Source organism: Pseudomonas umsongensis (genome assembly GCF_012647205.1).
GTDB classification, from domain to species: Bacteria; Pseudomonadota; Gammaproteobacteria; order Pseudomonadales; family Pseudomonadaceae; genus Aquipseudomonas; species Aquipseudomonas umsongensis.
Window position 1 is genome coordinate 2,906,580 of sequence record NZ_CP051487.1, and the last position, 23,569, is coordinate 2,930,148.

General features: G+C 59.2%; 22 protein-coding genes and 1 tRNA gene. 13 read left to right on the top strand and 10 right to left on the bottom strand.

Annotated elements, in window-relative coordinates:
• Position 1 precedes the first annotated feature (1 nt).
• Positions 2–1,375, bottom strand: a complete 1,374-nt coding sequence (locus HGP31_RS13260; protein ID WP_020796416.1) for a glutamine synthetase family protein — start codon at positions 1,373–1,375, stop codon at positions 2–4.
• A 216-nt stretch (positions 1,376–1,591) separates the two neighbouring features.
• On the opposite strand from HGP31_RS13260, the gene HGP31_RS13265 reads away from it, so the two are divergent.
• The 4 genes from HGP31_RS13265 (at position 1,592) to HGP31_RS13280 (ending at position 5,414) form a co-directional block, all read left to right on the top strand.
• Positions 1,592–1,984 carry a GFA family protein gene (locus tag HGP31_RS13265; protein WP_020796415.1) on the top strand — a complete coding sequence of 131 codons (393 nt, stop codon included), beginning with the start codon at positions 1,592–1,594 and terminating at the stop codon, positions 1,982–1,984.
• Positions 1,985–2,211: 227 nt separating this feature from the next.
• Entirely contained in the window at positions 2,212–3,210 is a 999-nt protein-coding gene (locus HGP31_RS13270) for a bile acid:sodium symporter family protein (RefSeq protein WP_168757905.1), read from the top strand.
• A gap of 121 nt (positions 3,211–3,331) precedes the next feature.
• A tRNA-Gln gene (locus HGP31_RS13275) sits at positions 3,332–3,406 on the top strand.
• A gap of 331 nt (positions 3,407–3,737) precedes the next feature.
• A complete protein-coding gene (locus HGP31_RS13280) occupies positions 3,738–5,414 on the top strand; it encodes an MFS transporter (RefSeq protein WP_168757906.1) in 1,677 nt (558 codons plus the stop codon).
• A gap of 145 nt (positions 5,415–5,559) precedes the next feature.
• Here HGP31_RS13280 and HGP31_RS13285 read toward each other — a convergent pair whose 3' ends face one another.
• The 3 genes from HGP31_RS13285 to HGP31_RS30495 all read right to left on the bottom strand — a co-directional run bounded on the left by HGP31_RS13285 (position 5,560) and on the right by HGP31_RS30495 (position 10,771).
• Entirely contained in the window at positions 5,560–6,672 is a 1,113-nt protein-coding gene (locus tag HGP31_RS13285) for a hypothetical protein (RefSeq protein ID WP_240963544.1), read from the bottom strand.
• A gap of 125 nt (positions 6,673–6,797) precedes the next feature.
• Positions 6,798–7,991, bottom strand: coding sequence for a hypothetical protein (locus HGP31_RS13290; RefSeq protein WP_141195470.1), 1,194 nt, complete (start codon positions 7,989–7,991; stop codon positions 6,798–6,800).
• Between the two features lie 71 nt (positions 7,992–8,062).
• On the bottom strand, positions 8,063–10,771 hold the full coding sequence (locus HGP31_RS30495) for a glycoside hydrolase family 19 protein (protein ID WP_240963545.1): 2,709 nt from the start codon (positions 10,769–10,771) through the stop codon (positions 8,063–8,065).
• Between the two features lie 520 nt (positions 10,772–11,291).
• Between HGP31_RS30495 and HGP31_RS13300 the strand changes: the two genes are divergently transcribed.
• The 4 genes from HGP31_RS13300 (at position 11,292) to HGP31_RS13315 (ending at position 14,445) form a co-directional block, all read left to right on the top strand.
• Positions 11,292–11,612 carry a DUF6124 family protein gene (locus HGP31_RS13300; protein WP_020800992.1) on the top strand — a complete coding sequence of 107 codons (321 nt, stop codon included), beginning with the start codon at positions 11,292–11,294 and terminating at the stop codon, positions 11,610–11,612.
• 230 nt (positions 11,613–11,842) lie between these two features.
• Positions 11,843–12,052: a hypothetical protein gene (locus tag HGP31_RS13305; protein WP_020800991.1), complete on the top strand. Its 210-nt coding sequence runs from the start codon at positions 11,843–11,845 to the stop codon at positions 12,050–12,052.
• Between the two features lie 48 nt (positions 12,053–12,100).
• Positions 12,101–13,483: an iron-containing redox enzyme family protein gene (locus HGP31_RS13310; protein ID WP_020800990.1), complete on the top strand. Its 1,383-nt coding sequence runs from the start codon at positions 12,101–12,103 to the stop codon at positions 13,481–13,483.
• A 17-nt stretch (positions 13,484–13,500) separates the two neighbouring features.
• Positions 13,501–14,445 (top strand): methyltransferase, encoded by a 945-nt coding sequence (locus HGP31_RS13315; RefSeq protein WP_168757907.1) that lies wholly within the window; start codon positions 13,501–13,503, stop codon positions 14,443–14,445.
• A 12-nt stretch (positions 14,446–14,457) separates the two neighbouring features.
• On the opposite strand, the gene HGP31_RS13320 is transcribed toward HGP31_RS13315, so the two are convergent.
• Together HGP31_RS13320 and HGP31_RS13325 are read right to left on the bottom strand one after the other, a co-directional pair.
• A complete protein-coding gene (locus tag HGP31_RS13320; protein ID WP_168757908.1) occupies positions 14,458–14,613 on the bottom strand; it encodes a hypothetical protein in 156 nt (51 codons plus the stop codon).
• Positions 14,614–14,695: 82 nt separating this feature from the next.
• A complete protein-coding gene (locus HGP31_RS13325) occupies positions 14,696–15,220 on the bottom strand; it encodes a cupin (protein ID WP_151142477.1) in 525 nt (174 codons plus the stop codon).
• Positions 15,221–15,430: 210 nt separating this feature from the next.
• Here HGP31_RS13325 and HGP31_RS13330 point away from each other — a divergent pair, with 210 nt between their 5' ends.
• Genes HGP31_RS13330 through HGP31_RS13340 form a run of 3 tightly spaced genes read left to right on the top strand, consistent with a single transcriptional unit; the run spans position 15,431 to position 17,837 of the window.
• Positions 15,431–16,459: an acyl-CoA dehydrogenase family protein gene (locus tag HGP31_RS13330; RefSeq protein WP_168757909.1), complete on the top strand. Its 1,029-nt coding sequence runs from the start codon at positions 15,431–15,433 to the stop codon at positions 16,457–16,459.
• Positions 16,456–17,226: a PIG-L deacetylase family protein gene (locus HGP31_RS13335; protein ID WP_168757910.1), complete on the top strand. Its 771-nt coding sequence runs from the start codon at positions 16,456–16,458 to the stop codon at positions 17,224–17,226. The genes HGP31_RS13330 and HGP31_RS13335 overlap by 4 nt, the downstream gene beginning before the upstream one ends.
• The gene (locus HGP31_RS13340) at positions 17,223–17,837 is read left to right on the top strand and encodes an SAM-dependent methyltransferase (protein ID WP_168757911.1); all 615 of its coding nucleotides are present in this window, start codon (positions 17,223–17,225) and stop codon (positions 17,835–17,837) included. The genes HGP31_RS13335 and HGP31_RS13340 overlap by 4 nt, the downstream gene beginning before the upstream one ends.
• Here the strand turns inward: HGP31_RS13340 and HGP31_RS13345 are convergent.
• Positions 17,823–18,473, bottom strand: a complete 651-nt coding sequence (locus HGP31_RS13345) for a glycosyltransferase family 2 protein (protein ID WP_168757912.1) — start codon at positions 18,471–18,473, stop codon at positions 17,823–17,825. The genes HGP31_RS13340 and HGP31_RS13345 overlap by 15 nt on opposite strands.
• 192 nt (positions 18,474–18,665) lie before the next feature.
• On the opposite strand from HGP31_RS13345, the gene HGP31_RS13350 reads away from it, so the two are divergent.
• A complete protein-coding gene (locus HGP31_RS13350) occupies positions 18,666–19,403 on the top strand; it encodes a DUF72 domain-containing protein (RefSeq protein WP_168757913.1) in 738 nt (245 codons plus the stop codon).
• Here HGP31_RS13350 and HGP31_RS13355 read toward each other — a convergent pair.
• On the bottom strand, positions 19,400–20,617 hold the full coding sequence (locus HGP31_RS13355; protein WP_168757914.1) for an MFS transporter: 1,218 nt from the start codon (positions 20,615–20,617) through the stop codon (positions 19,400–19,402). The two genes, HGP31_RS13350 and HGP31_RS13355, sit on opposite strands and share 4 nt — an antisense overlap.
• Before the next feature lie 96 nt (positions 20,618–20,713).
• Between HGP31_RS13355 and HGP31_RS13360 the strand changes: the two genes are divergently transcribed.
• A complete protein-coding gene (locus tag HGP31_RS13360; RefSeq protein ID WP_080725346.1) occupies positions 20,714–21,535 on the top strand; it encodes an AraC family transcriptional regulator in 822 nt (273 codons plus the stop codon).
• Positions 21,536–21,610: 75 nt separating this feature from the next.
• Here HGP31_RS13360 and HGP31_RS13365 read toward each other — a convergent pair whose 3' ends face one another.
• Together HGP31_RS13365 and HGP31_RS13370 are read right to left on the bottom strand one after the other, a co-directional pair.
• Entirely contained in the window at positions 21,611–22,855 is a 1,245-nt protein-coding gene (locus HGP31_RS13365) for an NHL repeat-containing protein (protein WP_033042847.1), read from the bottom strand.
• A gap of 82 nt (positions 22,856–22,937) precedes the next feature.
• On the bottom strand, positions 22,938–23,567 hold the full coding sequence (locus HGP31_RS13370; protein WP_033042850.1) for a sarcosine oxidase subunit gamma: 630 nt from the start codon (positions 23,565–23,567) through the stop codon (positions 22,938–22,940).
• Positions 23,568–23,569: the final 2 nt, after the last annotated feature.

The following is a 23,569-nucleotide window of genomic DNA, read 5'->3' on the forward strand; positions in this document are numbered from 1 at the left end:
CTCAATAGCGCTCGAAACCGCGCTGCAGTTCCCAATCGGTAATCCGCCGGTCGTACTCCTTCTGTTCCCATTCGGCGGTGTGCACGTAGTGATCGATGACCTCGTCACCGAAGGCCTCGCGCAACATGCTCGACTTCTGCAATGCGGCACTGGCCTCACGCAAAGTCTTGGAGACCTCGGGCAAATGCTCGTCTACGTAGGCATCGCCCTCGAAGGGCGCGGCGAGCTCGAGCTTTTCATCGATGCCCGCCAGCCCGGCAGCGATCAAGGCGGCGAAGGCCAGGTAAGGATTGAGATCGGCACCGCCAATGCGACATTCGATTCGGATCGATTTGCTGCCCTCGGCGCACAAGCGAAAGCCCGCGGTGCGATTGTCCCGGCTCCACACTGCGCGGGTAGGGGCGAAGGTGCCGGCCTGGAAGCGCTTGTAGGAATTGATATAGGGCGCGAGAAAGCAGGTGATGTCGTTGGCGTACTTGAGCTGCCCAGCCACCCAGGCACGCATCAGCTTGGACATGCCGAACTCGGCCTTGGCATCGAAGAACAGCGGCTTCTTGGCGTTCTTGTCCCACAGCGAATTGTGGATGTGGCTGCTGGAGCCGGCGGCGTCATAGCGCCACTTGGCCATGAAGGTGATCGCCTTGCCCTGCAGTTGAGCGATCTCCTTGCACGCATGCTTGATGATGACGTGATGGTCGGCCATGGTCATCGCGTCGGCGTAACGGATGTTGATTTCTTCCTGGCCCGGGCCCCATTCACCCTTGGAGTTTTCCACGGGAATGCCGCTGGCCTGCAGATGCTTGCGAATTGCCCGCAGCACCGGCTCTTCGCGAGTGGTCTGCAGGATGTTGTAATCCTCGATGTAGTGCCCGGCGGTTTTCGGCTTGTGGTAGTTGCGCTTGTGGATGGCCTCGTAGCTCTCGTCGAACAGGTAGAACTCCAGTTCTGAAGCGAACATGCCGGTGTAGCCGCGTTCACGCAGGCGCTCGACCTGTTTTTTCAGGATCGCCCGCGGGCTGTGGGGCAGGTCCTCTCGATGGTGATGGTCCAGCACGTCACACAGGACCAGCGCCGTGCACTCAAGCCAGGGCACCTTGCGCAAGGTGCGCATGTCGGGCTTGAGCACGAAGTCGCCGTAGCCTTTGCTCCAACTGGCGGCGGCATAGCCCGGCACCGGCTCCATGTCGATGTCGTCGGCCAGCAGGTAATTGCAGCAGTGGGTTTCTTCATGGCCGCTGTCGATGAAAAACTCGACCTGGAAGCGCTTGCCAACCAGGCGCCCCTGCATGTCGACCATGCACACCAGTACGGTATCGATCTCGCCAGAGGCGGCAGCACGCTTGAGTTGGTCAAAACTGAGGAACGGCTCGGTCATCACGGCAATCCTGCGCAAATTGTTTGGGCCTGTCTGAGATAGCTGTTGCAGACGCTCTCCAGATAAAACCAACAACTGCCGCCGCGAGCATCGTAGGCAATAAGCTGACGTAAGCTTAGCCTACTGTCGCTTTTCGCAAGTTTTTGCTGCGCAGGGTTTGTGAGCCTCTACAGTCGTTGAACGGCTACTTTCAAACTTTTGAAGAGGAGGCGAGGCATGCAACGATTTACTGGCGGCTGCCTGTGCGGCAATGTGCGGATTACGGCGTCGGGGCAGCCCTACCGGGTTGGCCTCTGTCATTGCCTCGATTGCCGCAAACACCACGGGGCGCTCTTTCACGCCTCGGCGATCTTCCCTGAGGACGCGGTGACGATCGAGGGCGAAACGCGCGACTACGCCGGGCGCTATTTCTGTCCGCGCTGTGGCTCGTCGGTGTTTGCCCGCAGCGACGACGAAATCGAAGTGAACCTGGGCTCGCTCGATGCCCCTGACCAGTTGCAGCCAACCTATGAAAGCTGGACGGTGCGGCGCGAGTCCTGGTTGCCGGCGTTCCCGCTCGCACGGCACTACAAGCATGATCGAGAAGGCACCGGCCGATGTGATGGCTAAATGATATGGCTTGTAGGAGCGAGCATGCTCGCGATGAACGTCAACGATAACGCTGGCAACCTGACACCCAGCGGTGCTCTCAGGTTCATCGCGAGCATGCTCGCTCCTACAGAAGATCAGCGTGTCGTCCTGTCCGTTAGGCGATATCTCCTGGCTTGTTAGCGTTAGCCGGCAATCAGGGCGCGCGCTATTGTGGTCGCACGTTCCCGGCCGCCTGGATGATCCCGATGACCCGCCCCCGTTTCTTGCCCGATAACTTCACCCTGACCCTGATCGGCGTGGTCCTTCTCGCCAGCCTCCTGCCCGCCAGTGGCCAGGTGGCCGTGGGCTTTGGCTGGTTGACCAATAGCGCTATCGCGCTGCTGTTTTTCCTGCACGGCGCAAAGCTGTCCCGCGAGTCGATCATTGCCGGCGCCGGCCACTGGCGCTTGCACTTGCTGGTCTTTGGCCTGACGTTCGTCCTGTTCCCGCTGCTCGGCCTGGCGCTCAAGCCTGTGCTGTCGCCGATGATCGGCGCCGACCTGTACATGGGCATGCTCTACCTCTGCGCGCTGCCAGCCACCGTGCAGTCGGCGATTGCCTTTACCTCGTTGGCGCGAGGCAACATTCCGGCGGCGATTTGCAGTGCGGCAGCGTCCAGCCTGTTCGGGATCTTTCTCACGCCATTGCTGGTGACCTTGCTGCTGGACGTGCATGGCGAGGGCGGCTCGACCCTCGACGCGATCGTGAAAATCAGTGTGCAGTTACTGCTGCCGTTCATTGCCGGGCAGATCGCTCGCCGCTGGATCGGTGCCTGGGTGGCGCGTAACAAGAGCTGGCTTAAATTTGTCGATCAGGGCTCGATCCTGCTGGTGGTGTACGGCGCTTTCAGCGAAGCGGTGATCGAAGGCATCTGGCACCAGATTCCATTGCGCGATCTGGCCGGGCTGGTGGTCGCCTGCTGTGTGGTCTTGGGGTTGGTGTTGCTGGCGTCCACCGTGCTGGGCAAGGCCTTGGGTTTCAACCAGCAAGACCGCATCACCATCCTCTTCTGTGGTTCGAAGAAAAGCCTGGCCACAGGTGTGCCGATGGCCCAGGTGCTGTTCGCCGGCAGCACCATCGGCGTGTTGATCCTGCCGCTGATGCTGTTCCACCAGATTCAGTTGATGGTCTGTGCGGTGCTGGCCCAGCGGTTCGCCAATCGCCCTGAATCGGTGCCTGAATTGATGGCACAGGTCGTTCCTTGATGGTAAGTCGCTGTTTTAAAATAAAATAATGATGCAGGGGGGTTCCCAGGCGGCAAGAAAGTTGATAAATTGCCGCCCATTCCTGCAGGGGGCCATCCACGGCTCTCCAGGTAGCCGCTACAGGGGCGTCGCCAAGCGGTAAGGCAGCAGGTTTTGATCCTGCCATGCGTTGGTTCGAATCCAGCCGCCCCTGCCATCTTTTGATCAGCCGCGCTCGTGCATTGCACGAGCGCGGCTGATTGCATTCTGAATATCCTCTCCCCGCAACAAAATACCTTCCCACTGCACAGTGTCTCCTTCGCAGGCTCACGACAGCTCGTTCGCTCGATCCCGTTTGCCCATGATGACGAGTGGATATCTGCAAGAAGCCGATTATGCTTCTAGAAACCTTGCAGCGATGCGAGGCCGTCAGCCTGTGTGCATGCTTTGCGCAATCCGTAATCCGATGACTTCAGCCCTAGGGCCTGGGTGCGGCTATAAGACAGTGGGTACTCCGGCCTATAACAAGAGCAAGACGGAGAAGACTCATGGCCGCAATCGACAACACAACCACGGGCAGCGCGCCCAACCGCGGGATCACCAAGGAGGAGCGCAAGGTCATTTTCGCCTCGTCCCTGGGCACCGTGTTCGAATGGTACGACTTCTATCTCTACGGCTCTCTTGCCGCGATTATCGCCAAGCACTTCTTTGCTGGCGTCAACGAGACAACGTCCTTCATCTTTGCCTTGCTCGCGTTCGCCGCAGGCTTCGCCGTTCGCCCCTTCGGCGCCATCGTGTTCGGCCGTCTGGGCGACATGATCGGGCGCAAGCACACCTTCCTGATCACCATTGTGATCATGGGTATCTCTACCGCCGTCGTGGGCTTTTTGCCCGGTTACGCGACCATTGGCGTGGCGGCGCCGATCATCCTGATCACCCTGCGCCTGTTGCAAGGCCTGGCCCTGGGTGGCGAGTATGGCGGCGCAGCGACTTACGTGGCCGAACATGCACCCAAAGGCAAGCGTGGCTACTTCACCTCGTGGATACAGACCACCGCCACCCTCGGCCTGTTCCTTTCGCTCCTGGTGATCCTGGCCTGCCGTACAGTCCTCGGCAACGAAGCATTTGAGGCCTGGGGCTGGCGGATTCCCTTCCTGCTGTCGATCCTGCTGTTGATCATCTCGGTCTACATCCGCCTGCAGCTCAGCGAGTCGCCGGTGTTCTTGAAGATGAAGGCCGAAGGCAAGTCCTCCAAGGCGCCGTTGACTGAATCCTTCGCCCGCTGGGAGAACCTCAAGATAGTGATCATGGCGTTGCTCGGCGGTACCGCCGGCCAGGCCGTCGTCTGGTACACCGGGCAGTTCTACGCGTTGTTCTTCCTGCTGCAAACGCTCAAGATCGACGCGCAGACAGCCAACCTGCTGATTGCCGGTTCGCTGTTGATCGGTACGCCATTTTTCGTCATTTTCGGCAGCCTGTCCGACCGCATCGGACGCAAGGGCATCATCATGGCTGGCTGCATCCTCGCAGCGGTGACCTACTTCCCGATCTTCAATGCGTTGACCCAGTACGGTAATCCCGACGTGTTCGTTGCGCAGGAGAACAACCCGGTCACGGTGGTCGCCGATCCCGACGAGTGTTCGTTCCAGTTCGACCCGGTCGGCAAGGCCAAATTCACCAGCTCCTGCGACCTGGCCAAGACCGTGCTGGCGAAAAGGGCCATCCCCTACAAGAACGAGAAGGCCGAACCGGGCACCGTCGCGCAGGTGCGCATCGGCGACAAAGTCATCCCAAGCTTCGAAGGCACCGGCATGCCGGCCGCCGACTTCAAGACCCGCAACGACGCCTTCGTCGCGACCCTCGGCACCGCCCTCAAGGACGCCGGCTACCCCGAGAAGGCCGATCCGGCCAAGACCAACTACCCGATGGTGCTTTTGCTGCTGACCATCCTGGTGATCTACGTGACCATGGTCTATGGTCCGATCGCCGCCTGGCTGGTGGAACTGTTCCCGGCGCGCATTCGCTACACCTCGATGTCGCTGCCTTATCACATCGGCAACGGCTGGTTCGGCGGGTTCCTGCCGACCGTGGCCTTCGCCATGGTCGCGGCCACCGGCGATATCTACTATGGGCTGTGGTACCCGATCGTCATCGCAGTGATGACGGCCATCCTGGGCACCTTCTTCCTGCCGGAAACCAAGGATCGGGAGATTCATCACACCTGAAACCTGGAATGCGCGGAAATATTGTAGGAGCCGGCGGTGCGGTGCATCTGCCGCACCATGTTATCGTTCTTCGCCGGCAAGTTGGATCGCCGCCTGCTCACTCTGTAGCAGCTGTCGCAGGCGGCGATCTTTTGACTTTCGGTGCTTACGCTTTCAAGGGGGCTGATACTGGCATCAACACCGTGCCCCACAGACCCGCCGCGGCAGCACCACCACTGAAGATGAATTGCGGTCCTGCGCCACGCGCAATCGCCTGCGTCCCAGTTGCGATGGCTAGCCAAGGTGACGCACAGCCTGGATGACCCAACATCGCATCGAGGTCGCACAATCCCGTTTTATTGACTGGCATGGGGACTTTACTCAGTACGCTCGCGACATCCACAGCCCGTTGCGCGTTGATACCCACTCGCCAAACCCGCTCGATCGATGTCGATTCAAGCGGCACCCAATCAAGGGCCTGGCGCGTGGCATAAAACAGGTCATCGGAGGAGGGCGTGCGCTCCTGTTCCGGGCGGTGAAGATAAGCTATCGGCGCTAAGGTGGTTTGCGTCAGGCGGTTGCCAAACAACAACCCGACGGCGGCTTCTGCCTTGCCTTCAGGCTGCTGCGGTGCAAACTGCACAGCCACCACCAACAGCAACGCCCGATCGCGGATACGCCGGTCGAGCCACAGGTCCATTGCAGTCAGTCCGCTGCCATCGACAGGGGTAACGAGCTGGCGAATACCGGATTCGCGCCACGCCTGCCGCCAGACTCGGCGCCACTGGCTCTCCGGCAAACCGCTGTCGACGTCCAGCAACAGGGCCAGCGGTTGATCAGCAGGCAATTGCGCCAACGTTGGCGCCAGGTCGGCGAGCGTCTGCGCCCATATACTCAGCAATAGCGCTTCCGGATTTTCATCGGCATCGCACGATAAACAACTATGGCGAAGTATTGCTCCATCCATTCTGGACGCTTGGGACTTCAACGCCGTCGTCCCACTCAGGAGAGCTTCCAGTTGTGTTGATGCCTCATCGCCAGGCTGCTGAAGCACCGTCTGCAAACTCACGCCCAACACCTGTTGCGAGCGGCGGCCCTGTCGAGTCTTGCGGATCAGGTCTTCTTCACGCGCTTCATCCCAACCTTCGGCGGCACCGTGTTCGCCGACGTATAACAGCGCTCGTCCGAAACCCAGTACAAACCAACTCAGGATTGGAAAGACCAAGGCCGCGCGCCAGAACTCCGTAGGCCGTTGAGGTAAGGTTTCATCGCCGAGCAACAGCGTTCCTCCTGTGCCCAGCAAACAGAACAGCAACAACAGGCTGAGCCAAAGCAAAAAACGAGGTGGTTGAGGGCATAGTGCGGGAGGAGGGAGTTTATCCAGTCTGATTGGCATGTTTTCACCTAACTCTCTGAAAAATTAATTGACTTGCACTGTGTCCATTTCGTGATTTTTTTTATTGTTGTTTTATATGAAACCCTGCACCATCCACCCCACGAATCCTCCGCTAAAACTTTGTCCCCCTTAATTAAATACATATTTGGCGCGTATTGTAGCAACGGCTCCGAGCCGCCCTCATAAAGATATGCTTTTTCCATAATGGAGCCGGTGATAATTTTGCCAGTATGGATGGCGTGAAACAAAGGCGAGCTTACCGTTTTCTCAACACTTTTTTTGTCTTTATACGGGTACGCATATGTTGTTCTTCCCTGCTTATCCACTTCATCTCCACCCAAATGAAAAAAACGAGTGAGCTTTTTGTCCAGAAGTAATGTGTCCGCCTCCAATCTAAAAACACTAACATCGTAAATATCGCTTGCCGGATCCCACGCCCTTGGTATTTCCATGCGATGTACGACGAACAATAGTTCTTCTCCCCCATCATCAACGGGAAGAAAAAATGCGTCAGTGATAACCCCTTCCGTACCCAAGTATGGAAATTCATAAACAAGCTTTGGGCTTTCAGATGGAATAACTGAATAAAGGGATATTCCATCAGGTTTACGGGTTGGTTTCGCATTGGCTTGCAAATCCGTTTTTGTGTAGACAATACATGCATTCACCCGTTCTACATCCATAGAGCTATAAGCTTCCCGAAGACCAATGCTGCTGCATTTATTCGCATCGGATATCTTTGTTGTGCCAAGTTCTACTGTTTGTATGCCTTGATACGCATCGTCGGTTAAATAGTCTAACCCAGGAAGGTCACAGTTTTTATTAAAAACTTTTTTGTCTTGTTTTCTGGCAACAACGTTGTAGCCGAAGGAGTTAAGGCTTTCGAATGAATAAAGGTATTCGCCACGTGCAAAGCGAAGAGCGACCCCGGTACTTTCAGAGTTGCTCGAATTGTAAATTGTGAATATTCCCTTTGGTGGTATTTTTTGCTCTGGATACTGCAGTTCTATTCTTGCCGGACCAACACCGTAGGACGGTTTTCCAAAACGATACTGTACATAGCCACTGTCAGGAGATGTATTGTTCTTCGCGCAAATGGAAGCAACCTTCCCCAAGTAGTTGTCTTGATCCAAACTGGAGTTGAATGCACAGCTAATGTAAACATCCTCACCCTTTTCACATAATGTTGAATTTTTGTCCACGTATCGATCCTTTGCCCAGGACTTAGGGTTCACAAAAGATCCAATAGCCAAACAAACTATCAGTATTTTTTTCAATTTAAATTCCCTTTTTTCAATAGATCAACAAAGTGCCCCCTTCTATCTGGGTGGCTTGCCGTATGTTTATTTACGACAGTGGTTATTGAATCCACAACCTCCAAAGCGCTACCTTTATCTGCTATTTTATATAACTCATTGTTCAGCCAAAAACTCGCAGCCGACCGAACCGCATATTTCACCTCCAACAACAAGTCAGGATTCACAACAAAGTCTGCATAATCGTTTGGCCACTGCGCCGAATGCTTTGTGTGCCAACGTTGAAATAGTGTGTAATTGTGCAATCCTGTCAGCTGTTTTAAACCTCGCCCTCTATACCTCCAACCATCCCCGCTTGAAATTCCTCGGCTGCCGAGTTCGGTGCGCCCCCCATATGCCCCATTGGCAATAGCCTCATAATCGGCGCGACCCATAGAGACACCATTTTCTTTGATTTTTCCTGTCTTGATTTTGTACCCGTATCGCCTTGCTTCTTCCGGGTTATTCCGAAAGTAACTGAACAAGTCAATCAATGTGCTGGATTTATATGCGAAACTCTCATCTATCGATAAAGCCTCCCCGGTTTCTTGTTTTATCTGTGCAAAAAAGTGAGCTCTTCGCAATGGAGTATTTAACTTGAAGAAGTCGAGGTTTGCGTTTAATTCGTCAGCGATTTTTTGCAAATCACCGTTTCGATCTTCACCAAGCTTCGGGTAAATGCTTTTCATAGTTTCAAGGGAAAACTTAAATCGGTCACCACTAAAACTCCCCATCAAACCAACCGGATGAAAGTGATAGGCACTCCCCCATGAAGGCAGCCCCACCTTTTCCGCGACGTCCCTCCACCACCCCAGCTCTGCAATCCGCTGCTTCTCCGCCAGCCAGTTCAAGTGCGGCGTCGAGCCGCTATGGCCGAGCAATTCATCCAGTGCGTCCCATATCTTCGGCTGCTGAAACCATTCGCTTTCCTTATACAGGATCATCTGCGAAATCGACTGCGCATGCGCTGGCAGCTCAAGGGCCGCTTGCAGTTCAGTGGCTGTCATCTTGCCGTCGCGGTTGCGATCGATGATCTCGTACAACCGGTTCTTCATCGGGCCTTTATCGTCTTTTTCGGCAAAGGGGCGATAACGCTCGCGATGCGCGTCGCTGAAACTGTCGATTGCGCTGAGAAAAGAGGCCATCAAGTGTTTGGGTCGGCTGTAGTCGATGATGACGTCATAGCCTTCCCAGGCCCAGGGACTGACCCAGGGCGTTACGCCAATCTCTTCACACACCCAGCCATCGAGAAGATTGTTGTCGGCGTCGTGAAGCAGGTTTTCCAGGTGATACCAGGTGCGCGCTTTGCGGGTCGGGTTCGCAGGCACCTGGATTTTTCGATCCGCCGGCAGGTCATCAAGCAGCTTCTTGGGGATCAACAGGTCGGCCGCACTGCGCGGGCTGGAATCACTGGCCATCTGCATTTGCGCAGCGGTATGTCCTTCTGGCGCCACCACGGGTGTGCCCTTGGCGAGCTTCAGCCAGGTCCTGTCTTTTTCCGGCAGGTGCTGCGCCCAAGCCCGGCTGGCTTCGATGAACGCCTCGACGTCATCACCGCTGAACGTTTCCAGGTGCAGCTTCTGTTCCGGCTGATCCGCGTCACAGTCCTGATACAGGCCGAGGTGGCCGATCAAGTCTCCGGCCTTGATCGCGACGGGGGTGTCGAGGACCATTATCCGATCTGTCGCCAGTGGTTCCAGCACGCTTTGCAGCGCAGCGAACTGTACCCACTGCGTGACCCGTTCCAGTTTGCGAAATTCGCCTTCACCGCTGACGGTGACGACCGTACCTTTGGGCAACTCGCTGATTTCCTTGCGGTGCAGGCTCGCTTCCGGGCGCACCTTGAGTGCATCTCTAGCCGTTTCGATGCGATGCTCGCCGTTCACCACCGACTGCAGGAACCGGGACGCGAGGTAACCGCGTAGCGAGCTATCGGCGTTGCTCAGGCTGGCCGGGCCCAGGCGGTTTTCCAGACGTCGGTACTCGCCGTCGCCGCTGATGCTCAGCTCGGCGCCGCAGGGCAAGAAGTCAGCGACCTTGTCGGACCGGGGGCGGTAGTAAACGTACACGCCGCGTTGTTCGGGATCGTCAGGATCGGGATCGTTCGCCGTGGCCTTGACCCGGTGCACTTCGCGCCAGAATCCCGGCCGTGCGAAGTTCGGATCGTCGTCATACTTCACCCAATCCTGCAGGTGCAAGTACAGGCTGTAGAAGATCAAGCTCGGTGGCTGATCGGTGCTGCCCTCAAGCTTCGGCGGCTGCAGGTGATGACGGACCAGCACGAAGTTGCGCGAGAAGGGTTTTTCAACTTCTTCATTGACGAAGTAGGTCGTTTTCGGCGAATACGTATCGATGCGGTAAGCCACCACTTCGCCGTCGGCCAAGCAGTGCACATGGGACTGCTGTTTCAGGCCCGCAGCGGTACCGCTGTCGAAATGCACGCCGCCGTGCCACAGGCCATTGCGGCCCAGAGGGTAGTAACCGGCGGTGGCGTTGGCCAGGTGGGTCAGCTGTTGTAACGGGTCGCGCGCGTCCTTGAACGGGTGGCACCAGTTTTTCAGCGGCGGCAAGCGTTCGGCTTCGGGAGTCGTCGCTGGCGAAGTGGGTTGGGTGGCAGGGGTTGGCCAGACCCTGGGGGTGCTTGAATCGTAGTGACGGCCAAAAATCCAGTCGAGCAGCGTTGCCATGGCGTGTACGTTCCTTGTAACGAAAGGGGAGCAGGCAGCGAAATGGTCAGCTTCAGAGGGCTGGCGCACGCACGGGCAAAAGGATTTTTATGAGCATCCGCGCGCGAGCCTCGCAAGCCTTCACGAAGTTGGGTCGAGGTGGAAATAGGACGTTTCTGATGGACGCGTAGGATGCTTCTGAGTGTTTGTAAGAAGGCCCTTACGCTAGTTCCCGAAAGCCACAGCGTCTTGCGTCGTTGCCTACGGTTACGCCAGAATCCGCCGGCTTGTGCGCCTTGGGGTCGCTCGGTAACTTGATTCGTGTCACTGCACATCAGTGATCGGGTTTAGCAGCCCGCGATAACCTAAGTCGCATGACGCTTTCATCAGTCAGGTTTACGCCTGCATTTTGATGGTGGCTGTGCGCAGGGCGCCCTTGGGCGCGCCGGCTTCTTAGGTTCCCCGGTCTGCTAACCTGCGTGCAGCTGCCTCCCTTTTCGTTTAGCAGCAGGAGGGTGGCATACCATTAGGAACCTGAGATATGTCCAAGGTCACTCCCGATCCCCCGCGTATTGATCCCACCGACTTAAACAATCGCAACGACCCCATCTCCTCAGCCGCCGACATCAACGCCACCCCACGCAAACCCTGCACCATGTTCATCGTCAACCCTGAACTCGAGACCGAAACCCTCCTGGCCCACGCCTGTGAGTCACTGGCTTCAGCTAATGTCATGGCCCTGGATCTGGCGGATCGCACGCAGGGGGCGAGTCGCAATGTCCTGTTGGGTATTGCGCAAGTCATCATGCTGGGGGAGTTGGCGGTGAACCGCGCGCTGGATCGAATTGATCCCCGGGAATAGAAGATCAAAACATCGCAGCCTGTGGCGGCTCAGGGGAACGCAAAACCTGGTGGAACCCGGCATGCCGACGAAGGCGATTTTCAATGACGCTTTCGCCGGCAAGTCGGATCGCCGCACCGCTGGCTCCTACAAGTGCACATGCCGCTCGTCTATTCGAACGCACACTTTCCCCTGGACACCTTCAAACCAGTACGGCCCGGAAAACCCGGAACTACGTGGTGAGGTGAAACATGTCCAGCGAAACGATCTTCCAGGATAAAGGGCAAGACCCGGACAAGTCACAGGGCGCTGTAAAACCTGCGTCGGACGATCCGGGTAAATACGATCCCCTGACCCAGCCCGACCTCGAAGATGACGACGGCGCGCAGGATTGGAATGAGCGCGACAGGAAACTTCCCGAGGCAGATGAACAAACACCTTTGTCCGACGACAGGCGATAAACGCAGGCGCCCGGCGATAGCCCGATGCACTGCCCAGGAGAACAGCCAATGACACTATTCACGCCCTTGTCGGGTTCGCCTTCGGCGCTTTCGGATGCCGGCGTCGATGGCCCTTACCGTGAACTCTATGGTTTGCTGTACAGCAACGACCCGCAAGCAGCCACGCGGGGCGAACAGTTCCTGCGCGAGCAACTGGCCCTCGCCGCCGAACTCCCCTGTGATCTGCCTGAAGAGCCAGGCCAGTTGTCGTCATGGACGGAACAACATTGTGCCGATGTGGCGCGTGACTATGCCCTCTATCTCGAGGCGCGCAAGCAGGGCGGGGCGCGTCGGTATTTCTCGAACAAGGCCCATGCCCTGTGTTTCCTGCAACGTGTTGCCCCGACCAAGGAAGTCGACGGTGCATGGCTGGCCGGGGTGCTGGAGCATTGGCAGGACATGCGCTATGACGGGCTGCTGAGCACCTATCTGGAAGAATTGGGTAACGGCGATGCGCGGCAGAATCACGTGGTCATCTACCGCAAGCTGCTGGCCGCCCACGACTGTGGCGACAGGCAGGGGCTGCTCGACGAACATTTTCGCCAAGGCGCAATCCAGCTGGCACTGGGGCAGTGCAGCGCGATGTTCATGCCGGAGGTGATCGGCTACAACCTTGGCTATGAACAACTGCCACTGCACTTGCTGATCAGTGCCTATGAACTGCGTGAGCTGGGGATCGATCCTTACTATTTCACCCTGCACGTGACCATCGACAACATCAGCAGCGGTCACGGGCGCAAGGCTATTGAAGCGCTGCTCGAACTGATGCCCATGGAGGAGGGGCGGGACGAGTTCTATCGGCGCGTTGCCGTCGGCTATCGACTCAATGACCTGGGGCCTGGCTCGACGGCGGTGATTGCAGGTTTCGATCTGCAGCAGGAAGTGATTGCCATGCTCGAGCGCAAACGTACCTATGGACAGCACATGCATTCCGATTACTGCCAGATCGAAGGCCAGACCGTCAATCAATGGCTGGCAACCCCTGGCCAGACCGAAGATTTTCTCGGCGCCCTGCAACGCAAGGGCTGGATAAAACGGCATGGCCCACCCGGGGAAAGCCGCTTCTGGCAGTTGATCGAGGGCGACACGGCGGCCATGTTCGGCGTGTTCAGTGGCTACGAAAAACAACTGCTGCACGACTGGATCGCCGGTGACTGGCAAGCGCCGCAACAGCAACGGGCGATACGCCGGGTGCCGTCCGATGATGCCTTCGCCGATGACGCCTGGGCGAACGATACCGAGCTCAAGGCCTTGCAAGACGCCCTGCACGACCAGTCACCGCGACAGCAATTGCAACTGCTGATCCCTTGGCTCTGCGCACAGCGCCATTGTCGTCCCGCCGGGCTCTATGCAACCCGTCGCTTTATTGAATGCGTGGCCCGTTTGCGCTGATTCCAGGAGTGTCATGCATGTCAGAACAACAGATTGCCGATCGTACTTTGCTGGAGCTCGGCAAGCGCCTGGCTGCCCAGGACTACCGTTTCATCACCCCGACGCCCTTGACCCATGAGCGCGTATGCCAACGCGTTGAACCGCCCTTGGCCAAGGACCGGCGTGACGTATTCGGCTGGTCGATGCCGTTCGAGCACACGCTGTTTCCAGCGCAGGAACTGGCTGACCTGGAGCAGGCGGCCATCGTCGAAAAAGACGGCTCGCTGTGGCGGAGCACGGTACGTTGGTCAAGCCTTGGTCCCTTGTTGATTGCCCACTCGGCGTACCCGACGATGCAGAGTGACGCGGTGTTTTTCGGGCCCGACAGCTACCGCTTCGCGCAATTGATCGAAGCGCATCTGCAGCAGCGCTCCGAGCCCGTGCGGCGCGCGGTGGACATTGGCTGCGGAAGCGGTATCGGAGCACTGGTCGTCGCCCGCGCCCGCCCGGACGCCGACGTGCTGGCGGTGGATATCAATCCACGGGCGTTGCGTTTGTCGGCGGTGAATGCCGAGCTGGCCCAAGCCAGGAATGTGAGCGCTTACCACAGCGACGTGCTGGGCAGTGTCGAAGGGCTGTTCGACCTGATCATCGCCAACCCGCCCTACATGAACGACAGCCAGCAACGGGCGTATCGTCATGGCGGTGGGGCGCTGGGGGAAGCCTTGTCGGTACGCATCGTGCGTGAATCGCTGCCGCGCCTGGACAAAGGCGGCAGCCTGCTGCTGTATACAGGAGTGGCGATGGTGGCCGGGACGGATCCTTTTCTCGAATCCATCCAGCCGCTACTGGGCGACGACAATTTCAGCTGGACCTATCGCGAACTGGACCCTGACGTGTTCGGCGAAGAACTGCTAAAGCCCGGCTATGAACGGGTGGAGCGCATTGCCGTGGCCGCGTTGACCGTCACCCGGCGCTATTGATGCACCGCCGGTTCAATTGCCATCCGCTACCTTGCGTTCGATCTCGGCAACTTTGCGCCTGAGGTCCTCGGCCTCCTCCTCGGTGGTTTCGGGGGGAGGGGTCGCAAGGGCGTCATCCTCTTCGTTGGACGGGGTGTCGGCAGGGGTGATGTGGTCATCGTTGTTCATGGTACTGGCCTCCGGTGTGTACTCATTGGATCGGGGCCTTCGCTACGAGTTCGAGATTTTCACCAGCCATGCCTGACGCAAGTTAGCCCTTGCACCAATACTCGCTGATCGCGCCGTGTGCACCCTGCACCGGATCCTGGTCGGGGAATGGCAGCGTTTCGATGTTTTGCAACTGCGCAGCGCTCGGCGCTTCTCGGCAAATGTCGGCATGCTGGCTCGGTGGATACGCGCCGACCACCAGGAAGTCGTCGCTGCAATCCAGGTTGCAATGCCCGGTGCCAGCCGGCAACAACAGCACATCCCCGGCACTGACCTGCAGCACGTGGCCGCCAGGTCCGCCCAACATCAGGCGGGCATGACCGCTGGCTATCCCAAGCACTTCATGGCCTTCGGTGTGATAGTGATGGAAGTCATAAATGCCGTAGCGCCATTGTGGTGGCCAGCCGTTGGCACTGAAGGTTTGTTCGAACAGGGCCGCCGGATCGTCGCCCTTGACAGCGATGGCCTTGGGATAGACCAGCACCGGCAGGCGAGGGTTGTTCGGCACCCAGCCATTGTGTTGGAACATCATTTGTTGCGCGGGAGCATCCGCTTTCGACCTGTTCATCTGTGACCTCCGTCTTTGCCCGGCGTTTTAAAGGCAGGCTATTGCAGGGACCTGTTGTTGAGTGACATTGCCTGGAAACGGGTGGTTCTAAAAACTCGCAGGTGCTTGCGCAATGAACTCCTGGAGGCTGCCCGGCTCAGAACTTCAAGCGCTGAATTTCAAGCTCTGAAGATCAAGAGCATTGAGTCGCGATCAAGGAGAAAAAGGGCCATGAGCAACGCGTTAACCCTCGAACGTCTGCTGCAACGGTTCGCCTGTCGGCCTTCGAAAAGCATCGCGGACGCTGCACTGCAACCGCTGATGCAGCAGCTCGTCAGCGATGGATTTACCGACCTGCCTCTGCCCGGGCAAGGCCGAACCCTGGATCGCTGGCGCACCCTGGCCGCCGTCTCGGCCAGCGATCTGGCACTGGCCAAGCTGTTCGAAGGTCATACCGATGCGCTGGCAATCATGGCCGAGCTCGAACCCGACGCGCCGCCGGCCGCGGGCACTTGGGGCACTTGGGCGGCCGAGCCGGCCTTTGCCCGGCTTAATATTGTCGACCATCAGGCCGGGACCGTGTACTTGCAGGGCCGCAAGGCCTGGTGTTCCGGCGCGGCGATACTCGATCGGGCGCTGGTGACAGCGTGGGATGAGCAGATGCAACCGCAGTTGGTGGCGGTCACGTTGCAGCAGCCGGCAATCAGGCTACTCGACGATGGCTGGCAAGCGGTTGGCATGGGCCGTACGGCCAGCGTCGACGTGCTGTTCGAGGGTGCGCAGGGCCGTTGTGTCGGGTCGCCTGGGCAGTATGTCGACAGACCTGGCTTCTGGCACGGTGGCGCCGGGATTGCCGCGTGTTGGTACGGCGCCGCTTGTGCGCTTGCCGATTACCTTCGCCAACATTGTACGCAGCCGTACTGCGACGCCCATGCCCAGGCGCATCTGGGGGCCGTCGATGCGGCATTGTGCTGCGCCCGGGCTGCGCTTCGGGAAACGGCCCTCTGGATCGATGAAAACCCCCGGCGCTCGGCGCAACTTCCTGTCCGCCGACTGCGTGCCCAAGTAGAAGCGGCCGTCGACAGCGTGCTTGCACATGTCGCACGCGGGCTGGGTGCCACGCCATTGTGTCGTGACAGTCACTTCGCCAGGCTCGCCGCCGACTTGCCGGTATTCCTGCGACAGAGCCATGCCGAAAAGGACCTGGCGCAGCTTGGGCAGCAGGTCGCCGCGCAGCCGCTCGATGGGTGGGCGCTGTGATCGCCGGGCCGGCTTCTCAAGAAAACCTGATTCAGGGGAAGGGGACAACACTGGCCGAATGGCAGGCCAGTGACGGGTTGGCGCAGGTGCCAACCATCACTCATCGACAACTGGTGCCTGCGGGGCGGCGCCTGGTCGTCGTCGCCCCGCATCCTGACGATGAAGTCCTCGGGTGCGCCGGCATCCTCGCGGGAATGCAGGGCAACGAGGCCGACGTCCTGATGATTGCGGTCACTGATGGCGAAGCCAGCCACCCGCAATCGCGGCACTGGACGCCGACACGCCTGCGACGGCAGCGCCCGATAGAAAGTACCCACGCGCTCGCCCGCATGGGGCTCGATGTCGATTTGCTGGACTGGCAACGCCTGGAATTGCCCGACAGCGCTGTAGAAACGCAGGAGGCTTGGTTGGTCGAGCGGCTGGCGGCATTGATTCGCCCAGGCGATCGTGTGATCACCACCTGGCGCCGGGACGGACACTGCGATCATGAGGCGACCGGCCGCGCGACCGCCTGCGCGGTAGCCCGCCACCAGGCTTGCCTGATTGAAGTGCCGGTCTGGGCATGGCATTGGGCGCGCCCCAACGATGCCCGAGTCCCTTGGGCGCGGGCGCACAAATACCTGCTGGCCCCACACGTGTTGGCGCGCAAGCGCCAGGCCATCGCGGCCCATGCGTCGCAGGTCAGCCGCGACGGTCAGACACCCGCGGTGTTGAGCGGTGAAACCCTCGAACGATTGCTGCAGCCTTTTGAACTGGTGTTTTTATGAGCGTATCCCCCGACTACTTCGAACAACTGTTCGGGGCCAGCGATGACCCCTGGTCCTTCCGGACCCGCTGGTACGAAAAGCGCAAGCGCGAGCTGACGCTGGCCAGCCTGCCGCGCCAGCGCTATCAACGTGTGTTCGAGCCAGCCTGTGCCAACGGTGAACTCAGCGTACAGTTGGCCGGGCGCTGCGACGCGTTGCTGTGCCAGGACCTGAACGCGAAGGCGGTCGACCTGGCGCGCCAGCGCTTGAGTGGACTGCATCATGTCCACGTCGAGCAGGCGGGTATTCCCCGGCAATGGCCGGACGGTGACTTTGACCTCATCGTGCTCAGCGAAGTGGGGTACTTCCTCGATGTGGACGAGTGGCACCAGGTCATCGAAAACACCTTGCGCAGCCTCGGCCCGGCGGGCGGCGTACTGGCCTGTCACTGGTTGCATCCGATCGAAGGTTGTTCGCAGGACGGTCGCGATGTTCATGCGGCGCTTGCCGAACGCCTGCACCTGCATCCTCTGGTGCGCCATGAGGAAGCGGATTTCCTGCTCGAATACTGGAGCCGGACAGCAACCTCGATCGACCTTGCCGAAACCTGCCAGTCGTTACCCGGCCAGTGACTTCAGGTAGTCGCCAAAGCCTTCCCGGCACCGGCAATGCTGGCGAGCGCTGGTGGTGACCGGGTTGCCGGCCGTCCACATGATGCGCGCGCCGCTGCGTTCCAGGTCGGCGACCAGCTGCACATCTTCGTGGGCGGGCAAGGCCTGGAATCCGCCCGCCTTGCGATACGCCGCAGAAGAGACGCCGAGGTTGGCCCCATGGATATGCCGATGGCCCTCAACGGGGTGGTAATTGGCGTGATAGCGCTCGCGCACTCGCTCCGAATGTTCGGACCAGTCGTTGACTTCGACCAGGCCACAGACCGCATCGGCGTTGAACCTGATCTGCTCAACCAGCCAGGAATCGGGCACGACGCTGTCGGCATCGGTGAAGGCCAGCCAGCGTGCATCCGCCGCCAGCAGGTGTTCGGCGCCTTGCGCACGGGTTTTTCCAACGTTGCGGTGGGTGCAGCTCAACGTCCACACGCCGTAGGCCTGGGCAATGTCCAGGGAAGTGTCCGTGCAGTCATCCAGGACGATCAGGATCCTGACTTCTTCACGGTCCAGGTCCTGGTGAAAAGCCGCCGCCAGCAGCGACTCGATGCATTCCTCAAGACGCTGTTCCTCGTTATGCACCGGGACAATCACTCCTATCATCTGCAGCTCTCCATGGGAGGTTCACCGTAACCTGGCTTTTCGATGTCGACCGGGATCAATGGCCATTGGTTGCAACTGTTTGTGCACAAAGGTAATCACCGATGGCGGGCAACCATCGATCAGGTGCCGTCGATGAAAAAATGAACCGCCGCATCTGTGCTGCGCCCTTAGTCATAAGCACTGGTAGAGGCAATGGGCGTGAACGAACGGACGATTTTCACCGGGTGTGCCGGCTGGAGCCTGGGCAGGGAGCATTCAGCCGCCTTTACAGCTGAAGGTACCCACTTGCAGCGCTACGCGGCGCGACTGAACTGCGCCGAGATCAACAGCTCGTTTTATCGCCCGCATCGCCAGCAAACCTACCAGCGTTGGGCGGCCAGCGTGCCGTCCGGCTTTCGTTTCAGTGTCAAGGTGCCCAAGCTGATCAGCCATGTGCAGCGCCTGCAGGCCTGCGATCTGGCGCTCGATGAGTTCGTGCTGCAATGCTCCGGCCTGGGTGATCGCCTGGGCTGCCTGCTGGTGCAGCTACCGCCGTCGCTGGCATTTGACGAGTCGGTCGTCGAAGCATTTTTCATCAGCCTCAGGCGGTGCTTTCCAGGACCTGTGGTGCTCGAGCCCCGACACGAGTCCTGGACCGGTGCCGAGGCACTGTTGGTGCACTATCACATCGCGCAGGTTGCGGTGGACCCTTCGCGTATCAGCACTGACTCGACACCACGGGGATGGCCGGGGCTCAAATACTGGCGCCTGCATGGATCGCCGCGCATCTACTACAGCCCTTATGAATTGCCACGCCTGGAACGCCTGGGGGTCGAGCTGCAAACAGCCACTGCCGAAGGACAGTCAGCCTGGTGCATCTTCGACAACACCGCCAGCGGCGCGGCACTGGGCAATGCCTTGACGTTGGCGCAATGCCTGGATCCGCACTAAACCCCTTTGGTGGACGGCAACAGGATCGTCAGGATGCCCAGCAGCGGCAGGAACGAACACAGCGTATACACGTATTCGATGCCGTGGATATCCGCCAGGTGCCCGAGCAGCGCGGCGCCGATGCCGCCAAAACCGAACATCAGGCCGAAGAAAACCCCGGCGATCATGCCGACGTTGCCGGGCACCAGTTCCTGGGCGAAGACCACGATGGCCGAGAAGGCCGAGGCGAGGATGAAGCCGATGACCATGCTCAGCACGCCCGTCCAGAACAGGTCGACATGGGGCAGGGCGAGGGTGAAGGGCGCCGCTCCGAGAATCGAGAACCAGATCACTTGCTTGCGCCCGATCCGGTCACCGATCGGCCCACCGAAGAAGGTGCCGGCTGCCACGGCGCCGAGAAACAGGAACAGGTACAGTTGCGAGCTGGCCACCGACAGGTCGAACTTCTCGATCAGGTAGAACGTGAAGTAGCTGGTGAAGCTGGCCATGTAGAAGTACTTGGAGAACACCAGCAATGCCAGGACCACCAGGGCAAAACTCACCCGTTGTCTCGACAAGCCATGGGTTGCCTTGGTGCCCTGCTTGAGCTTGAACAGGTTCAGATGGTTGCGGTACCAGCGGCTCAGGCCGTATTGCACGAGGATGGCGAATACTGCGAACAGCCCGAACCAGGCGACGTTGCCCTGGCCATAAGGGATGACGATGGCCGCTGCCAGCAGTGGACCAAAAGCACTGCCGGCATTACCCCCGACCTGGAAGGTCGACTGGGCCAGACCGTAGCGACCACCCGAGGCCAGGCGCGCAACCCGGGAAGTCTCCGGGTGGAAGGTCGACGAGCCAATGCCCACCAGCGCCGAGGCCACGAGAATCGCCCCGAAGCTGCCGACCATTGCCAGCATCAGGATGCCGACCAGGGTACAGACCATACCGGCCGGCAACAGCCACGGCTTGGGGTGGCGGTCGGTGTAGTAACCAACCCAGGGTTGCAGCAGCGAGGCGGTCAATTGAAAGGTCAGGGTGATCAGGCCGACCTGGGTGAAGGTCAGGCCGTACGTGGCCTTGAGCATCGGGTAGATCGACGGCAGCACGGCCTGGATCAGGTCATTGATCAGATGCGCCAGGGCACAGGCACCGATGACGCGCATCACCAGCGGGCTGGCTTGGCTGGCCACTGAAGCTGTCGCCGTGGGGGAAGTAGTGGTACTGATGGACATGGGATCCTTCCAGAAAAAACGTAAGACGGGGGCTCGGTGCCAGGCACAAAAGCGCTGCCCATTTCAGGGTTTGGCGTTATCCTAGGGACCGTCCAATTGCCTGTCTCGCGCAATTCGGGAGTCGACTATCGTAAAAAGGGCGTCATGATCAAGTCGCTGGAAGAATTCCTCAGAGAGATCGACGACCGAGTCTGCGATGTGAGCAGCAGCGCCACCGACTACCCGGAAAACTGGGTGATCGAAGCGCACTCCCATCAAGCCCACCAGTTGATCTACGCTATCGAGGGCGTGATGGTGGTGCACTCGGGATTGAGCCAGTGGACGGTACCGCCCAGCCGCGGGATATGGATGCCGAGCAGGCACATTCACTCGATTCGCTGCGTCGGCCCGTTGAAGATGCGCAGCCTGTTCGTGCGTCCCGAAGCGTTTGCGGACATGCCGACTGAACCCAGGGCGGTGAGTATTTCGGCGTTGCTCAGTGAGTTGATCAAGGTCTCGGTGGCTATCACCTCACCTTACGACGCGGATTCGCGCGAAGGCCGGGTCATGCGCCTGATCCTCGATGAACTGAGGATATTGCCCACCTTGCCGCTGCATCTGCCTCAGCCCTCGGACCCACGGATCAAGGTGGTGTGTTCAGCGTTGCAACGCGATCCCGGCGATTGTTCGACCCTGGCGCACTGGAGCGCACGCCTGGACCTCGATGAGAAAACCATCCAGCGCCTGTTCCGCAAGGACACCGGGATGACCTTCGGCCAATGGCGCCAGCAGGCGCGGTTGCTACTGGCCCTGGAGCGCATCGCCGTGGGCGAGAAGATCATCGACATTGCCGGGGAACTGGGCTACGACAGCCCCAGTGCGTTCACCAGCATGTTCAAGAAACAGTTCGGCAAGACCCCCAGTCATTTCTTCAGGTGAGGTCTTGCCGGTTTTTTCAGCCGCCAATGCACTCAGATGCTTTTGGCGCCAACGTGCAGAATGAATGGCAAGACGTCAGCCGTGGTAACGACATACCGCGGCCATCGGGTTTTTGCTGCCGGCCACAACAATCCCGCCCGCTTCTTGAATGGCCATGCTGTTGGTGTAATTGAGGATGCCGTCGATGCCGGTATCGGAGAGTCCATCAATACCGAATGTGCGGTCCATTAAACCCTGGGGCGTTACCCTTCCCACCAGGCCCAGTGCGCGGGTGTTCAGTTCACCGGCCACGACGATGGCCTGTTCGGCGTCCAGTCGGGCGCTTTTGAGGTGCAGACTCTGGAACGGGCGTTCAATGGTCACGGGTAGGGCATTGTTGAACGTGTTGTCCGGCTTGCCGTCGGCCAAGGTGCGTGTGACATAGCCCTTGCGGGTAGACGCCACCGAGAACCAGCCGACCGCAACCGGCTTGTCGTCCGGTTGCAGGAGCAGTTGCGTGAGTGTCACCGGCCCGGCAGCTTGTGCAAGCACGGCAAAACCGTCGGTTCCAAACGACGAATCGATTTGCCCGGTCGGGGTGAACGCGGCGAGAAAGGCACGATTGGGGGCAGTGCCGACAACAATGAAATTTCCGTTTTGCCGGACGGCGAGCCCGATGGATGCGGTGTTTTGCGCATCGAACTGGAAGAACACATAGCCCTGTTCGTTGAAGCGTGTGTCCAACTGGCCGGCAGGCGTCAGTTGAATCAACAAGCCTTGATTGGCGTAGGGGCGAAATGTCCCGCTGTTGAAGGCAAAGAGAATTCGGTCGTCGTTGGCGTCGACGACATAGACGCTAGCCCCATCGCTGGTTTGCTGTGGGGTGATATCCGATGATGGTTGCGCGGTGGGCAGTGGTTCCTTGAAAACATATACCCCGTCATTGCCGAAAAGAAGATCAATGGAGCCGCCAGCGTTGAAGCGAGCTACCGCAGGGTAGTAGAGGGTTGCCGGGCTTCCTTCTTGAACGTAGCCCGTCACCAGCAATTTATCGCCGCTCAGCTCAGTGATGCCGGTAGGGGTGGACCGGACTGGGCTGCCTGCGAACCCCCAACGCAGATATCCGCCTGTACCGAATGAGGTGTCGAGCAGGCCGTTTTTTTCCAATCGGAACAGTTTGAAGTCGTTGCCGTCCGCCAACACGCCAATGATTTTCCCTTGGTGAGGGCCGGGGGCTTTCAGGACGGCGATGGCTTTTACGTCGGATCCTTCCAGGATTGTCGTGCCGTCAGTGCCGAAGCTGCGATCCAGATGACCGGCAGGGGAGGTAAGAGTCGACATGATGCTTCTCCAATAGTGAGGCTCAAGCACCCCCGATGGGTACTCAAGCCCCAGCCATTTAATCGGAGATGAATCGGAGGGCCTACTGACACAAATGACAGGTTTGCGATGTTTCGCAGCCTATTTCGCCAGCGCCAGGCGACCCTGAAAACTCCTCCATGGCATCCAGCAACGCCGCGTGGAAGTACGCCTTCGATGCCCGGTCGCAGAGTATGAACAAGCGTGGCTGTTGCGCCGACGTGGCATTGACCACGATCACGTTGATGCGCGCCGCCGAGGTTTGCGCCACGGCACCGGGGCCGAACACCTGGGGGGTCATGTCGACGCCGCAGAGTTTGGCCATGACTTCGGGCAATTGTTCACCGCTCAGCTGGAACCAGGCATGGCTGTCCTGGCGTGGCAGCAGGTAGTTGGCTTGATGGTCCAACTCCCAGCGGGCCTCTTCGTCGGCGATGCGTTGGCCCTGGTCTTGCGCACTGCCCAGCAGCAGGTATTCGGTCTGGGACAAACGCACGGCGTAGCTGCCGTCAACCTGGGTGACGGCGTGGTTGGGCGCGTCTGGCAGCACGAAGTCCCGACTCTGCAAATAGCGCGCACTGTCGGCGCCGCGAAATCCGACCCGGGGCAGGTCGGTCAGATCCGTCAGCGCACAGGTGGGCAGGAGGGCGAGGGCCGGCTGCCCGGCGCTGTGTTGTTGTCTCAGGCTGGTCATGG

Coding starts and splice junctions, on each gene's coding strand:
- HGP31_RS13325 (WP_151142477.1), bottom strand. CDS start 15,220: ATGAACAGGTCGAAAGCGGATGCTCCCGCGCAACAAATGATGTTCCAA.
- HGP31_RS13330 (WP_168757909.1), top strand. CDS start 15,431: ATGAGCAACGCGTTAACCCTCGAACGTCTGCTGCAACGGTTCGCCTGT.
- HGP31_RS13355 (WP_168757914.1), bottom strand. CDS start 20,617: ATGTCCATCAGTACCACTACTTCCCCCACGGCGACAGCTTCAGTGGCC.
- HGP31_RS13350 (WP_168757913.1), top strand. CDS start 18,666: ATGGGCGTGAACGAACGGACGATTTTCACCGGGTGTGCCGGCTGGAGC.
- HGP31_RS13340 (WP_168757911.1), top strand. CDS start 17,223: ATGAGCGTATCCCCCGACTACTTCGAACAACTGTTCGGGGCCAGCGAT.
- HGP31_RS13315 (WP_168757907.1), top strand. CDS start 13,501: ATGTCAGAACAACAGATTGCCGATCGTACTTTGCTGGAGCTCGGCAAG.
- HGP31_RS30495 (WP_240963545.1), bottom strand. CDS start 10,771: ATGGCAACGCTGCTCGACTGGATTTTTGGCCGTCACTACGATTCAAGC.
- HGP31_RS13280 (WP_168757906.1), top strand. CDS start 3,738: ATGGCCGCAATCGACAACACAACCACGGGCAGCGCGCCCAACCGCGGG.
- HGP31_RS13365 (WP_033042847.1), bottom strand. CDS start 22,855: ATGTCGACTCTTACCTCCCCTGCCGGTCATCTGGATCGCAGCTTCGGC.
- HGP31_RS13310 (WP_020800990.1), top strand. CDS start 12,101: ATGACACTATTCACGCCCTTGTCGGGTTCGCCTTCGGCGCTTTCGGAT.
- HGP31_RS13265 (WP_020796415.1), top strand. CDS start 1,592: ATGCAACGATTTACTGGCGGCTGCCTGTGCGGCAATGTGCGGATTACG.
- HGP31_RS13260 (WP_020796416.1), bottom strand. CDS start 1,375: ATGACCGAGCCGTTCCTCAGTTTTGACCAACTCAAGCGTGCTGCCGCC.
- HGP31_RS13320 (WP_168757908.1), bottom strand. CDS start 14,613: ATGAACAACGATGACCACATCACCCCTGCCGACACCCCGTCCAACGAA.
- HGP31_RS13270 (WP_168757905.1), top strand. CDS start 2,212: ATGACCCGCCCCCGTTTCTTGCCCGATAACTTCACCCTGACCCTGATC.
- HGP31_RS13345 (WP_168757912.1), bottom strand. CDS start 18,473: ATGATAGGAGTGATTGTCCCGGTGCATAACGAGGAACAGCGTCTTGAG.
- HGP31_RS13370 (WP_033042850.1), bottom strand. CDS start 23,567: ATGACCAGCCTGAGACAACAACACAGCGCCGGGCAGCCGGCCCTCGCC.
- HGP31_RS13305 (WP_020800991.1), top strand. CDS start 11,843: ATGTCCAGCGAAACGATCTTCCAGGATAAAGGGCAAGACCCGGACAAG.
- HGP31_RS13300 (WP_020800992.1), top strand. CDS start 11,292: ATGTCCAAGGTCACTCCCGATCCCCCGCGTATTGATCCCACCGACTTA.